This window comes from Paenisporosarcina sp. (assembly GCF_057785155.1).
Map to the genome: position 1 here is coordinate 102353 of NZ_JBYNRN010000012.1, position 12764 is coordinate 115116.

Annotated in this window: 10 protein-coding genes; 9 read left to right on the forward strand and 1 reads right to left on the reverse strand. The window is 37.0% G+C overall.

The annotated features are described in order from the left end of the window. Positions 1-25: 25 nt before the first annotated feature. From AC3EA5_RS03770 to AC3EA5_RS03805, 8 genes are all read left to right on the forward strand, one after another. Positions 26-961: a DHH family phosphoesterase gene (locus tag AC3EA5_RS03770; RefSeq protein ID WP_488607132.1), complete on the forward strand. Its 936-nt coding sequence runs from the start codon at positions 26-28 to the stop codon at positions 959-961. A gap of 19 nt (positions 962-980) precedes the next feature. Next, positions 981-4064 (forward strand): DNA polymerase III subunit alpha, encoded by a 3084-nt coding sequence (dnaE, locus tag AC3EA5_RS03775; RefSeq protein ID WP_488607133.1) that lies wholly within the window; start codon positions 981-983, stop codon positions 4062-4064. 522 nt (positions 4065-4586) lie between these two features. Continuing rightward, positions 4587-5234 carry a FadR/GntR family transcriptional regulator gene (locus AC3EA5_RS03780; protein ID WP_488607134.1) on the forward strand — a complete coding sequence of 216 codons (648 nt, stop codon included), beginning with the start codon at positions 4587-4589 and terminating at the stop codon, positions 5232-5234. After that, positions 5231-6100, forward strand: a complete 870-nt coding sequence (accD, locus tag AC3EA5_RS03785; RefSeq protein WP_488607135.1) for an acetyl-CoA carboxylase, carboxyltransferase subunit beta — start codon at positions 5231-5233, stop codon at positions 6098-6100. Before AC3EA5_RS03780 ends, accD begins: the two co-directional genes overlap by 4 nt. Continuing rightward, positions 6093-7046: an acetyl-CoA carboxylase carboxyl transferase subunit alpha gene (accA, locus tag AC3EA5_RS03790; protein ID WP_488607136.1), complete on the forward strand. Its 954-nt coding sequence runs from the start codon at positions 6093-6095 to the stop codon at positions 7044-7046. Before accD ends, accA begins: the two co-directional genes overlap by 8 nt. A gap of 153 nt (positions 7047-7199) precedes the next feature. Beyond that, positions 7200-8159: a 6-phosphofructokinase gene (gene pfkA / locus AC3EA5_RS03795; protein ID WP_488607137.1), complete on the forward strand. Its 960-nt coding sequence runs from the start codon at positions 7200-7202 to the stop codon at positions 8157-8159. Positions 8160-8180: 21 nt separating this feature from the next. Further along, entirely contained in the window at positions 8181-9941 is a 1761-nt protein-coding gene (pyk, locus tag AC3EA5_RS03800; protein ID WP_488607138.1) for a pyruvate kinase, read from the forward strand. 86 nt (positions 9942-10027) lie between these two features. Continuing rightward, on the forward strand, positions 10028-10411 hold the full coding sequence (locus AC3EA5_RS03805) for an FxsA family protein (RefSeq protein WP_394188427.1): 384 nt from the start codon (positions 10028-10030) through the stop codon (positions 10409-10411). On the opposite strand, the gene AC3EA5_RS03810 is transcribed toward AC3EA5_RS03805, so the two are convergent. Further along, positions 10398-11357, reverse strand: a complete 960-nt coding sequence (locus AC3EA5_RS03810; RefSeq protein ID WP_488607139.1) for an AI-2E family transporter — start codon at positions 11355-11357, stop codon at positions 10398-10400. The two genes, AC3EA5_RS03805 and AC3EA5_RS03810, sit on opposite strands and share 14 nt — an antisense overlap. 256 nt (positions 11358-11613) lie before the next feature. Here AC3EA5_RS03810 and citZ point away from each other — a divergent pair, with 256 nt between their 5' ends. Continuing rightward, a complete protein-coding gene (citZ, locus tag AC3EA5_RS03815; RefSeq protein ID WP_488607140.1) occupies positions 11614-12729 on the forward strand; it encodes a citrate synthase in 1116 nt (371 codons plus the stop codon). The last annotated feature ends 35 nt before the right edge of the window (positions 12730-12764 follow it).

Here is a 12764-nt window from a genome sequence, read left to right on the forward strand (position 1 = left end):
TAATTTTAACTTGGAGGGAAATCACATGAAACGTCAAATCATTGACACAATAGCTAAGTACGAAACAATCATCATTCATCGCCATGTAAGACCTGATCCAGATGCCTATGGTTCAGCATTTGGCTTACGCGAAATTTTAAGAGCGACTTACCCAAATAAGAAAGTTTACACTACTGGAGAGCATGAAGAAACACTCTCGTTTTTAACTATGCCTGATAAAGTGACAGATGATCAATTTAAAGATGCATTAGTTATAGTGACAGATACCGCAAACACAGAACGAGTGGATGATCAGAGATATAAAACGGGTGCTTTTTTACTGAAAATTGACCATCATCCGAATGATGATCCTTATGGCGATTTGCTTTGGGTTAATACAGATGCTAGTTCAGCTAGTGAAATGATTTACGATCTTTATGAAGAAGGAAAGAAAGTGGCCGACTGGACTATGTCCGACGAAGCTGCAAGATTGTTATTCGCAGGTATTGTAGGAGATACAGGTCGATTTATGTTCCATAGTACAAGTCGAAAAACGTTTGAAACAGCTGGCGATTTAATTTCTTATAATTTTGATCGAACTGAACTGTTTAATGGAATGTACGAAGTCGATCGTAATTTATTGAATCTGCAAGGTTATATATATCAGAAATTCGTTATTGATGATAATGGAATGGCGTATGTCAAATTAACAATGGACACATTAAAAGAATTTGGCGTAACGTCGAGTGAAACATCATTATTAGTTGGATCTCTTGGAAATGTAAAAGGAATTCGAGCGTGGGTTATTTTCATCGAAGAATCAGATCAAATTAGAGTTCGACTTCGTTCAAAAGGACCGATTATAAATGAATTAGCGAAAGAATTCGGTGGCGGCGGGCATCCCCTTGCTTCAGGAGCATCGGTTTATTCATGGGAAGAAGCAGATCGAGTAATCGAAAAATTAAAAGGTATATGCCAATAAAGAGAAGGGAGAAAATCAAGTGAATCCAGTATATCCACATGTACAAACATCAGCAGATTTATTAAATAGTACGGTACGACTGGAATCACTGATTCCTTTCTTACAAGAACAAAAAGCGTCGGCTGTCGCAATTACGAATCGGAGAATGTATGGCACACTTCCATTTTATAAGTCTGTAAAAGCCGCTGGAATTCATCCTGTCATCGGGTTGAGTTGTGACGTTGAATTTTCAGATACGATTAAATTACCTATTCAAGTGTACGCCAAGTCGAATAAAGGGTACCAAAACTTGTTGAAAATTAGTAGTGCTCTTGAAGTGAAAGGGTTAGTACAGCTTCCACTAAATTGGTTAAGAGCATATAAAGAAGATTGCGCCATCATCTTAGCTATACCAGATACTGATGATTGGTCGGATAGTCAAATTGAAGAAGTTGTATCCGACATGAAACAACTTTTTTTAGATGATGTGTATGGTGGTATTGAAAGACCTGGTGGTATTGTTTCGCCGCGTGAAAACTTCATTGTTTCCACTATGAATCAACAAGGAATTCCTGTCATAGCGACACATCATGTTAAATATGAACATGCGGATCATGCATTCTCTTATGAAGTGGCTCAAGCGATTTCTAATGGAGTAAAACTGCAGGATTCATCACGTGTAAAACCAAGCCATACGAATTCATACTTGCCAAGTGCTCGGGATTGGATTGAATGGTTTGCTGACCATCCAGAGTGGTTAGATTCTTCTGAAAAACTTTTACATAGTTGTTTAGTGGACATTCCATTACATAAAATGTACATGCCTGCATTTCCAGTGACTCCTCCTTTAACATCCGCGGAAGTACTTAAATCACAATGCTTATCTGGGCTTTCCCAACGCTTAGGAAAAGTATCTCACGAGTATTTCGATCGACTTGACATGGAACTTTCGATTATTAATCAAATGGGATATGCAGATTATTTCTTAATTGTGGCTGATTTTATGGCCTATGCAAAAGAGAAAAAAATCCTTACTGGACCAGGACGTGGTTCTTCAGCAAGTTCACTCGTTGCATTTTCTTTATTTATCACTCATGTAGATCCTTTAAAGTTTGGTCTTTTATTCGAGAGATTTTTAAATCCAGAACGAGTCACGATGCCCGATATTGATATCGATTTTGTAGATAACCGTAGACAAGAAGTTATTCAATACGTAGCACAAAAATATGGTCAAGCTTTTGTCGCGCAAATCATCACGTTCGGGACATTATCAGCAAAAGCAGCTGCTCGTGATGTAGCTCGTGTTTTTGGTTTTAGTAATGATGTATTAGAAATGATTTCAAAACAACTTCCGAATAAAGCTGGGATTTCCTTAAAAGAAGGTATAGACTCCTCGTCTATTCTAAAAAAATGGATAGAATCTGATGCGTTACACAAACGTTGGGAAGAAGTAGCGTTACAATTAGAAGGTTTGCCTAGAAATGGTTCGACTCATGCAGCTGGAGTTGTTTTATCTCCAGTTCCTTTAGTTGAGCTTTTACCTATTGAAGATGGACAAGAAGGAATTTATTTGACGCAATGGCCGATGCAAGATGTCGAGCAGAGCGGTTTGTTAAAGATGGATTTCTTAGGTCTCCGCAATCTCACAATTCTAGATCGAATCCGTTCTATGATTTGGTATGATACAAAAAAATGGTTAGATTTCGAGAAAATCCCTCTAGATGACTCTCAAACCTTTCAATTGTTGCAAGCGGGCGATACAACAGGCGTATTCCAGTTAGAATCCGATGGGATGAGACAGGCGTTAATTGATATTAAACCATCTCATTTTAATGATATTGTAGCGGTAAATGCCCTATATCGTCCCGGACCAATGGAGCATATTGCGACCTACAAGCGTCGAAAACATGGTGAGGAAAAAACAATTTATCAACATCCGATTTTAGAGCCGATTTTAAGTGACACTTACGGCGTAATTGTCTATCAAGAACAAATCATGCAAATAGCATCACAAATGGCAGGATTTACTTTTGGTGAAGCTGATATTTTACGAAGAGCCGTCAGTAAAAAGAATAGACAAGTGTTGGACGAGCAACGCCAACACTTTGTTACTAAATCAATGGCTAAAAACTTTACTTCTCATGAAGCAGAGAGTATTTATGATTTAATCGTTCGTTTCGCAGATTATGGATTTCCAAAAAGTCATGCTGTCGCATATAGCATGATTTCGTATCAAATGGCTTATTTAAAAGCCAAGTATCCCGCTTATTTTTATGCTTCTTTATTAACAAGTGCAATCGGAAATAGTGATAAAACCATGAAAATTTTACAAGAAGTTAAACAAAAAAAGATTTCCTTATTACCGCCCTCCCTATTAAATAGTGGACTTACATTCCGAGTAGAGAATGGGGCAATTCGATTTGGATTATCTGCTGTAAAAGGAATTTCTTATGAATTTTTAAAACGGATCATTGAAGCTCGTAAATCTGCTATTCCACAATGGAAAGATATCTTTGAATTAGCCGCGAGTTTGTCTGCTCAATATTTTTCGAGAAAACACATAGAACCATTAATAAAATCTGGGGCATTGGATGAGTTTCATCAAGATCGATCCACTTTACTAGCCACATTGGACGCTGCTGTTAAATATGCTGAACTTGTACGTCCTAAAATGGAAGTGGATCTATTTGAAGGGGATTTCAATTCTTTTGGGAAACCAAAATACATTGTGAAAGAACCTTTGCCAGATATGATGAAATTACAGTTCGAAAGAGAAACCCTCGGCTTCTATATGTCTAGCCATCCAATCGGAAGATGGAAAGAGACCTTAAATCAACCATTCATAGATCTTCAAAATTTGGGGAATAAAAAGAATGGAGAGCATGTTTCCGTACTTGGCATGATTGAGGAAATACGCCGAATTCGCACGAAAAAGGGAGAATCAATGGCTTTTGTTACTCTTCAAGATGAAACCGGAGACGGATCAATTACTATTTTCCCTAGCGACTACGCTAATATTAATCTTATTTTAAAAGAACAAGAGATTGTTAACGTCGAAGGCATTATCGAATGGCGTCAAGGTAAGCCACAAATCATCTTAAAACAAATGAAAAGCTTTAAATAATTTAAGAACCAGAGGCTATCTCAAAAGTCATTAAGTGACGGAGAGATAGTCCTTTTTTTATGAATTGAAAAGTACAGGTTTGGTTGTTTAATGATGGATATGATTGTTTTAATTTGCAGCAGTTTGTGTTTGAACCTTGAAATAGAGCTTTCACTGGCATTATCAATCAAAATGGAGATTTATCAATCAAATTGAGGATTTATCAATCAAACTAGAGATTTATCAATCAAAATCGCACTTTTATCAATCAAACCCGTTTCATAAGCAAGTCAACTTCTTGAGAAAACCACTCATCTCTATTGAAATCCAGAAAGTTGCTGTTTCTATACCGCCACACTAGCTGCGTTGAAAAACAATTAACGTACCAATCTTTTCATTCAAAACAAATCTTTTATGAATACCCGACTAACACATTAAGACATTTTCAAATAATGCCCATTGCAACCAATCGAATTTTTTTGTATGATAGTCACATTGAGTGGTCAGACCACTTTGTAAATAATGGAAGCAAGAGGGATGCACATGGACAAACAGTCCACTAAAATGTATTTGCAAATTGTTCGAGAACTCAGGCTCCTTATTCAATCAGAAAATATTAAACCCGGTGGCAAATTGCCTTCTGAAAGAGAATTAGTTGAACGACTTAAAGTTGGGCGGTCGACTGTTCGTGAAGCACTTAGAAGTTTAGAATTATTGGGATTAATTGAAACAAAACGTGGAGAAGGAACTTTTTTAACAGATTATCGTAATCATAAACTAGTTGAGATTTTATCAACTTTTATACTACAAGATACAAAAACAATTAATGATGTCCATTTAACTAGACAGACTCTTGAAAAAGAAGCGATCCGTATTGTATCTGCTTCACCTAATTTAATGGAGTTGCCCGTCTGGGAGAGTTTATTAATAAAGTTAGAAGAAGAAGGAACTGTTCAACGTGAGGACATCATTCGTGAAATTTTAATCGTAAGCAATAATCGGTTGTCTTTAAAAATGTGGTTTTTACTAAAACAATATGGTGAAGAGCCCTATCAAGGTTTCACAAATGAAGATGAAAATACCTACCTTATACAATTGCTACAAGCAGTCAAGGATGGCGAAATTGAACAAGCTGTCGAAGCATATAATGCTTGGACGAATTTATTAACAAAGGGGAGAGAGAATGTATGATACGAGATATTTTTTCAAGAAATCGTAAACACAAATATGCGACGATTCCAAATCTCGCTTCCAAAACGGATGTACCTGAAGGGATTATGACAAAATGTCCTGAGTGTAAATATATAGGTTTAACTAAAGATTTAATGTCGAATAAAAAAGTTTGTCCGGGATGCGATCATCATTACAAAATGACTGCCTATGAACGAGTAGCTAATTTCTTAGATGAATCTACTTTTGTTTCTATGGATGATCATCTAGAAACAGTTAATCCGCTTAATTTCCCTGGTTATACAGACAAAATAAAATCAGATAGTAAAAAAACTGGCTTAAATGAGGCTGTGCTGACTGGTACTGGGCAAATCAATGGTCAGAATGTAGTGGTTGCGATAATGGATGCTCATTTCCGAATGGGTTCTATGGGGTCTGTTGTTGGTGAGAAAATCACACGTGCTGTAGAAGAAGCGACGAAACAAGGCGTACCTTTTATTATTTTCACTGCAAGTGGTGGAGCAAGAATGCAAGAGGGTGTTCTTTCTTTAATGCAAATGGCGAAAACAAGTGTTGCTCTTAAGCGTCATAGTGAAAAAGGTTATTTGTTCATCTCGATTTTAACTCATCCAACTACAGGTGGAGTTTCAGCAAGTTTTGCATCGCTAGGAGACATTAATTTAGCTGAACCAAAAGCTTTAATTGGTTTTGCTGGTCGACGTGTAATTGAACAAACGGTGAGAGAAAAACTGCCTGAAAACTTCCAAACAGCTGAATTTTTACTGGATCATGGACAATTGGATGCAGTCGTTCATCGAGCATCGATGAAAGATACTGTATCAACATTAGTGAAACTACATTCGAAAGGGGAAAACAAAAATGGTTAAAACATTACCTTTCGAAGAACCAGTTATTCAACTAAGAGCGAAGATCAGTGAACTAAAAGATTTCACTTCTAATGCAGAGGTTGATCTTTCAACAGAGATTCAACAATTAGAAGATCGACTTCAAAAACTAGAAACAGATATTTATGAGAATATGCAACCTTGGGATCGTGTTCAAGTAGCAAGACATCCTGAGCGACCAACGACACTCGATTACATTCGTGACTTATTTACAGATTTTATTGAACTTCATGGGGATCGTTTGTATGGAGATGATGAAGCGATTGTTGGAGGTATTGCCTCATTCAATGGCCAACCTATTACCATAATTGGTCATCAGCGCGGAAGAGATACAAAAGAAAATATTAGACGAAACTTTGGAATGCCTCATCCGGAAGGCTATAGAAAAGCCCTTCGTTTAATGAAACAAGCTGAAAAATTCAATCGACCTATTATTTGCTTTATTGATACAAAAGGAGCTTACCCTGGTAAAGCCGCTGAAGAACGGGGACAAAGCGAAGCCATTGCTCGAAACTTGTTTGAAATGGCGGGATTGAAAGTACCAGTCATAAGTGTAGTAATCGGCGAAGGTGGAAGTGGCGGTGCATTAGCTTTAGGCGTTGCCAACCATATTCATATGTTAGAAAATGCAACGTATTCGGTTATTTCACCAGAAGGAGCAGCATCAATTCTTTGGAAAGATGCCGCACTTGCTCAGCAAGCAGCTGAAGCGATGAAAATTACAGCACCAGATTTAAAAGAAATGGGAATAGTAGACGAAATTATTCCAGAATCTACAGGAGGTGCGCACCGAGATCCAAAACGACAAGCCGTATTAATGGGAGAAGTTTTACAACGTTCCCTTGACGAATTGTTGAAGTTAAATGAAGATCAATTAGTCGACACTAGATATGAGAAATTTAAATCGATTGGTGAATTTATTGAATAACAAAAATATGAGCTTGTCCCAAAACGGGGCAAGCTATATTTTTCATTCATTTCTTTTCTACTTTTACGTATGATCAAATATACAAGATTGTATAAACCATGTTAATGTGAATTAATGATCTATAAAATTGCCGATTTGAAGGAGGATATCCTAATGAAAAAAATTGCTGTTTTAACCAGTGGTGGGGATGCACCAGGTATGAATGCTGCTATTCGAGCAGTCGTTCGAAAAGGAATTTACCATGGCTTAGAAGTTATGGGTGTCTATAATGGATATCAAGGATTAATCGAAGGAAATATACATAAGCTTGACCTAGGCTCGGTTGGTGACATCATTCAAAGAGGTGGTACAAGACTTTATTCGGCTAGATGTCTTGAATTTATGACAGAAGAAGGTCAGTTAAAAGGAATCGAGCAAATGAAGAAACATGGGATCGAAGGTTTAGTCGTTATTGGTGGGGATGGTTCTTATCGAGGTGCAATGGCTTTGACAAAAAGAGGTATCCCAGCTGTAGGTATTCCTGGAACAATTGACAATGATATTCCTGGCACAGACTATACAATTGGTTTTGATACTGCATTAAATACAGTGATTGAAGCCATAGATAAAATTCGTGATACGGCTACTTCACATGAACGAACTTTTATTGTAGAAGTTATGGGTCGTGACGCAGGAGACTTAGCTTTATGGGCTGGTTTAGCAGGTGGAGCTGAAACAATCGTGATCCCAGAAGATCCGTATCAACTTGATGATATTGTTGCAAGATTAAAGAGTGGACACGAACGAGGCAAAAAGCACAGTATCATCATTGTTGCTGAAGGTGTGATGAGTGGAAACGCTTTGGCCAAATTAATTGAAAAGCATGCAAATATTGAAACACGAGTTTCTGTTTTAGGGCATATTCAACGTGGAGGTTCACCAACAGCACGTGATCGTGTCTTAGCTAGTCAATTTGGTGCTAGAGCAGTGGAGCTTCTAATGGAAGGTCAAGGAGGACTAGCTGTTGGCATGCGCAATCACCAAGTGGTAGACTATTCTATGACAGAGGCTTTTCAAGGAAGCCATAAAACGGATCTTTCAATGTATCAATTATCTAAAGAATTATCGATATAACGTAACGGAGAGGATATTACTATGAGAAAAACCAAAATTGTATGTACAATCGGACCAGCGAGTGAATCACCAGAAATGCTGGAACAACTTATTGAAGCGGGAATGAACGTGGCTCGTTTAAACTTTTCACACGGCAATCACGAAGAACATGGAGAACGTATTCGTCGAATTCGCGAAGCTTCTAAAAAGACGGGTAAAATTGTTGGAATATTGCTGGATACGAAAGGACCTGAAATTCGTACACATCAAATGGAGAACGATGCAATTGAGTTAACTACTGGGCAAACGATTGCCATATCGATGAAAGAAGTATTAGGAACGAAAGAAATGTTCTCTATCTCTTACGATCATTTGATTGAAGATGTTCAAGAAGGCTCGGTTATTTTACTAGATGATGGATTAATTGAACTGCGAGTAAAGAGCATTGATGCAGCTGCAGGATTAATTCATACAGAAGTATATAATGCAGGCACCCTTAAAAATAAAAAAGGTGTTAATGTACCAGGAGTATCAGTTCAATTACCTGGTATTACTGAAAAAGATGCACAAGATATTTTGTTTGGGATTTCACAAGAAGTTGATTTCATTGCCGCTTCTTTCGTAAGAAGAGCAAAAGATGTTATGCAGATTCGTGAATTATTAGAGAAAAATGATGGCTCTTACATTCAAATCATTCCTAAAATTGAAAACCAAGAGGGCGTCGATAATATCGATGAAATCATCCAAGTATCTGATGGATTAATGGTTGCCCGTGGAGATTTAGGGGTAGAAATACCAGCTGAAGAAGTACCTTTAGTACAAAAGAGTTTAATTGCAAAATGTAATGAAGCAGGAAAACCGGTTATTACTGCGACTCAAATGTTAGATTCGATGCAGCGTAATCCTAGACCAACTAGAGCTGAAGCTAGTGATGTAGCAAATGCTATATTCGACGGAACAGATGCAATTATGCTTTCTGGTGAAACGGCTGCTGGAATGTATCCAGTTGAATCCGTAAAAACAATGGATAAAATTTCAATTCGCACAGAAGCTGCACTTGATTATCGAGCAATTGTTACAGCAAAAAGTAAGAGCAAAGATGTAAATATGACGGATGCGATTGGTCAAGCTGTAGCTCATACCGCAATCAATTTAAAAGTGAAAGCGGTAATTGCTCCTACTGAAAGTGGTCATACTGCGAAAATGATTTCCAAATACCGTCAAGGTGCACCGATTATAGCTGTTACGTCAACTGAACAACCATCACGTAAACTCACTTTGGTTTGGGGCGTATACCCAATCGTTGGAGAAAAAGTAGGATCAACAGATGAGATTTTAGAGTTATCAGTTGAAGAAAGTATTAAACATAATTATGTAAAACATGGTGATCTAGTTATTATTACAGCGGGTGTTCCAGTTGGTGAAGCCGGTACAACCAATTTAATGAAAGTTCATCTAATTGGAGATATGGTTGCTAAAGGACAAGGCATTGGAAAATCAGTTGCTGTTGGTCGAGCAGTTGTGGCAAACAACGCAAAAGATGCTCTTTTAGCGAATGTCGATGGTGCCATCTTAGTAACACTTGGTTCAGATCGTGACATGATGCCAGCCATTGAAAAGTGTGCAGGTTTAATAACGGAAGAAGGCGGTTTAACGAGTCATGCGGCTGTGGTTGGTTTAAGCCTAGGAATTCCTGTAATTGTCGGTGTCAAAGATGCAACTAAGCTAATTGAAAACGGTCAAGAAATTACGATGGATGCTGAATCCGGTGTTATCTACCATGGTCATGCAAGTGTATTATAAGTAACAGAGATAAAAATACCTCAACGCATATTGTGTTGAGGTCATTTTTTTACACATATGTAATGTAAGGAAGGGAGATGTTTACAATGAAATGGTTGCTTTTTGTATTAATCGTAGCTCCAGTGATTGAAATAAGTGTGTTAATTTGGTCAGGAAACCAATTTGGAATTCTACCAACAATATTAATTATTCTTAGTACCGGAATTTTAGGTGCGTTTCTAGCCAAAAAACAAGGACTAAAGGCAATTCGAGATATACAAAACCAAATGAAGAATTTCGAAGCTCCAGGCGATGCTATGGTGAATGCCCTTTTTGTATTTGCAGGTGGAATCATGTTACTATCACCAGGCTTTGTAACAGATATTTTCGGTTTCTTATTTTTATTTTCACCAACAAGACAGTTGTTCAAGCCAATCATTTATAAATGGATTCGAACTAAAATGAAAAAAGGTCAGCTTATTGTGATGTGAACCAATGGTGTTCTCTAAAATGAACAGCTGCGAGTAAAAGAAATGGACTTAATAGGATTCCAGGAACACCAAACATCAATAGTGAACATGCACTAATAAAAAATACATGAATCGCTCGAATATGCATGGTATTTGCCCACAAAAAGGATTCAAGTAATTGTCGTGTCAATAAAATAAATGCATATAACAATATAATAACAATTCCTAATGTAGATTGATTGGTTAGCATAAAGAAGACAGCCATTGGTATGAGAATGATACCTGTCCCTAAAAACGGCATGACATCAGCAAAAGAAATTAAAAAAGCGAGTCCAATTGGGGATGAAAAGTTCAACGCATAAAAACCAACTGCTAGCTGGGCAAAAGTGGTGAGAAACAGGACGATTTCTACTTTTGTAAACTTTTCAAATAATTGAGTGGCACTAATAAATAACGGTTTAATGGTTTTGCGAGTTTTAGTTGGGATATAAATGAAAAACCAAGTACGAGACTTGATTGATTCTAATAATGCAAAGTAAAAAGCGATGATAAAAACAAATGTCTCGACAAATTGTTCAGGTAAATGTTGAATGAACAAGCTGATTTTTTTAATCATCGTTTCACTTAATAAAGAAAAAGCCTCTAAAGCGGATTTCCAATTCGCTTTATTTTCATTTACTAACACTTTTAATTCTTCTAAGTGAAAGCGAAGAGGGTAGACAATTTCAAATAGCTCTTTAACTACTAATGTAGCGATAGCGATCAACGAAACGATTAAGATGCTTTCAAATAGAAAAACAGTCAGCCATCTTGGTAATCTAGTTTTTTGATGGATCCATTTAACAATTGGTTGAAAGAAATAGGCAAATAATATGGCTAGACTTACCGGATAGATAATCCATGTGATGATTAAAATAACGATGACAGGAAGCCATTTTTTAAAATTGTTCATTATATTTTCATACATTATGTAGGCCTCCTTAGCAGAAATAGTACCTAAAACCGTAGCATTTCGCTTAAACAGAATATTTCTACTTTAAGACAAATTCTCTTAATTTTTTCGAATTTTTACGAAAAACGAGCGTTTTCATTCACAAAGGCGTCAATATTGATTATAATGTTCAATGTAAGCGATTAAATAAAGGTTCATAAGAGCAGATGAGCCATCATTCTGCGTTTTTTTTGTGGGATGATGAATTTTATAAGAAGAAGGAGCGGTATACATGACGACAACAAAAGGTCTCGAAGGAGTAGTAGCAACTCAATCAGCTATTAGTTCAATAATTGACGATACACTTACATACGTTGGCTATGATATTGATGATTTAGCGGACCATGCAAGTTTTGAAGAAGTAATTTATTTGTTATGGCATCAACGTCTGCCTAAAGCAGCAGAATTGGCTGAGCTTAAACAACAATTAGCGGATAATATGGCTGTACCTCAAGAGGTATTAAACCATTTTAAAGCTTATCCAATTGATAAAGTTCATCCAATGACAGCACTTCGTACGGCAGTATCTATGCTTGGATTGTATGATGAGAAAGCAGAAGATATGTCACAAGAAGCTAACTACTTGAAAGCGATTCAACTTCAAGCAAAAATGTCCACTTTAGTAACAGCATTTGCTCGCGTTCGCAAAGGACAAGAACCAATCGCACCTAAAAATGATTTAAGCTTCGCAGCTAACTTCTTGTACATGCTTAACGGAGAAGTTCCTGAAGCAATTGAAGAAGAAGCGTTTAACAAAGCGTTAGTTTTACATGCTGACCACGAATTGAATGCATCAACATTTACTGCTCGTGTTTGTGTAGCAACACTTTCAGACGTTTACTCTGGAGTAGTTGCAGCAATCGGTGCTCTTAAAGGACCTCTTCACGGCGGTGCAAATGAGCAAGTAATGAAAATGTTAATGGAAATCGGTTCAGTAGAAAATGTAGATTCTTACATTAATACAAAGCTTGAAAACAAAGAAAAAATTATGGGATTCGGCCACCGTGTTTATCGTAAAGGTGATCCTCGTGCGAAACACTTACGTGAAATGTCTCAAAAATTAACGAAACTTCGTGGTGAAGAGAAATGGTACGAGATGTCAATTAAAATTGATGAAATCGTAACAGGTCAAAAGAATCTACCACCTAATGTAGATTTCTATTCTGCATCTGTGTATCATTCTTTAAATATTGACCATGATTTATTTACACCAATTTTCGCAGTATCACGTGTTTCTGGATGGTTAGCTCACATTTTAGAGCAGTATTCAAATAACCGTCTAATTCGTCCACGTGCAGAATACATCGGTCCTGGTATGCAAAAATATGTACCAGTTAGCGAGCGTTAATTTTTAAATTACACATTATAGGGCTGTGCTTGATT

Coding starts and splice junctions, on each gene's coding strand:
- AC3EA5_RS03770 (WP_488607132.1), top strand. CDS start 26: ATGAAACGTCAAATCATTGACACAATAGCTAAGTACGAAACAATCATC.
- pyk (WP_488607138.1), top strand. CDS start 8,181: ATGAGAAAAACCAAAATTGTATGTACAATCGGACCAGCGAGTGAATCA.
- citZ (WP_488607140.1), top strand. CDS start 11,614: ATGACGACAACAAAAGGTCTCGAAGGAGTAGTAGCAACTCAATCAGCT.
- accA (WP_488607136.1), top strand. CDS start 6,093: ATGGTTAAAACATTACCTTTCGAAGAACCAGTTATTCAACTAAGAGCG.
- AC3EA5_RS03805 (WP_394188427.1), top strand. CDS start 10,028: ATGAAATGGTTGCTTTTTGTATTAATCGTAGCTCCAGTGATTGAAATA.
- pfkA (WP_488607137.1), top strand. CDS start 7,200: ATGAAAAAAATTGCTGTTTTAACCAGTGGTGGGGATGCACCAGGTATG.
- AC3EA5_RS03780 (WP_488607134.1), top strand. CDS start 4,587: ATGGACAAACAGTCCACTAAAATGTATTTGCAAATTGTTCGAGAACTC.
- accD (WP_488607135.1), top strand. CDS start 5,231: ATGATACGAGATATTTTTTCAAGAAATCGTAAACACAAATATGCGACG.
- AC3EA5_RS03810 (WP_488607139.1), bottom strand. CDS start 11,357: ATGTATGAAAATATAATGAACAATTTTAAAAAATGGCTTCCTGTCATC.